This window comes from Loigolactobacillus bifermentans DSM 20003 (assembly GCF_001434575.1).
Lineage (GTDB): Bacteria > Bacillota > Bacilli > Lactobacillales > Lactobacillaceae > Loigolactobacillus > Loigolactobacillus bifermentans.
The window spans coordinates 1-1,524 of the sequence record NZ_AZDA01000050.1 but is presented as its reverse complement, the minus strand read 5'-3'; the positions used below and the strand labels follow the sequence as shown (position 1 = coordinate 1,524).

The 1,524-nt window shown below is 38.8% G+C and carries 2 protein-coding genes; one reads left to right on the top strand and one right to left on the bottom strand.

The genetic code is table 11. The annotated features are described in order from the left end of the window. The coding region (locus tag FC07_RS07540; protein ID WP_057904519.1) for an IS256 family transposase at positions 1 to 938 on the top strand (938 nt) is incomplete at its 5' end. A gap of 138 nt (positions 939 to 1,076) precedes the next feature. On the opposite strand, the gene FC07_RS07535 is transcribed toward FC07_RS07540, so the two are convergent. Next, entirely contained in the window at positions 1,077 to 1,436 is a 360-nt protein-coding gene (locus FC07_RS07535) for a DUF1304 domain-containing protein (RefSeq protein WP_057904518.1), read from the bottom strand. Between the last annotated feature and the right edge of the window lie 88 nt (positions 1,437 to 1,524).

Genomic DNA, 1,524 nt, shown 5'->3' with positions numbered 1-1,524 from the left:
CTTTTTGCGTAATCTGCGTTACTAAATTTGTTCAAGTTATTTCTTGCAATCTGCCTAATTTAGAAACAACGGTCATTCAGTTGTATACCAAGGGAATTACCACTGCTGAAATTGCCGAACTTATTGAGAAAATGTACGGTGCTCACTACTCCAAAGCCACGGTTTCCAACATGACTAAAGCCGTCAATGAACAGGTTCAAGCTTTCCAGCAACGTCGACTGGCTTCACAATATGCGGCCATCTTCTTAGATGCCACTTACTTGCCGTTAAAGCGGGATACCGTTCAAAAAGAAGCCGTTCATATTGCGATTGGCATTCGTCCAGATGGTACGAAAGAAGTGCTGAACTACCAAGTGGCGCCAACGGAATCGACTGGAATCTGGACTGAACTGCTGGGAACCTTGATCAAGCAGGGCGTTAAAGATGTGCTGTTGTTTGTGGCCGATGGGTTAGTTGGTTTGGATGAGGGCTTGAATCGGCATTTCCCTAAAGCCAAACGACAACGTTGCCTGGTTCATGTTGGGCGGAATCTGATGAACAAAGTTCGCGTAAAAGACCGCAAGGCCGTGATCAGTGACTTTAAACAAGTTCATCGGGCCGCCAACCGTGAAGCAGCCGAACTGAAACTGAATGAGTTCGCCAACAACTGGCATCAGACCTATCCCAAATTAATCAAAGATCTGCTTAAAATGCCGAATTTATTCACTTTCATGGACTTTCCACCAGCTATCCGGCAATCACTATACTCCACTAACCTGATTGAGAACTTTAATAAGCATCTCAAGCGCACCACCCACCACAAAGAACAATTTCCAACGGAAGATTCACTGGATCGCTTCCTGGTTTCTCAGTTTAATGTTTATAACGAGAAGTCTCTGAAGCGGATCCACCGAGGGTTCAAAGGACTCCAGGACACCTTGGAAGCATCATTTATTTAAGTTAGATACATATTATATGTACGAAGGCATTTCATTTACACAAGATTCTTGACGCTACCAAGAAAGTATAATACTGTTCAATTAAAACAAGGTAAACAAAAACCACAACCTTAATTGATTGTGGTTTTGCTTTTTTCTTTAAAAGAAGGTTGAAATGAGTGCTAAAATTGCTAAACCACCTTGGGCTAGAATAATTTTTTTATCACTTGTAATACTGCCATATAATGCCACTAAAATAATATAAATTAATAGTAATCTACTAATTTCTATTGGATTACTTGACAGAAAAACACTGTATAATAACCCCACACCAATCAAACCATTATAAATCCCCTGATTTTTAAAAAGCGTGTTTAAAGCTTTGCTTTTCAACTCTTCTTTTGTCATGTTAAATACTCGACTTGTAGCGTCTGAAGTTGTAGCAAACGTTTCTAAATATAGGATATAGAAAAATTCCAAAGCTACTAAAACAATCAATACTGTTGATAAAATTGACATTCTTTCTCCTTTCTTAACTATTTATTTTGATTAGGCAAATTCTATAATTAATCCGAACAGAAATTAAAAAGCCCAAAGCAATCACTTA

Bases quoted from the DNA above. Each gene is read 5' to 3' on its own strand.
- FC07_RS07535 (WP_057904518.1), bottom strand. From the start codon at position 1,436: ATGTCAATTTTATCAACAGTATTGATTGTTTTAGTAGCTTTGGAATTT.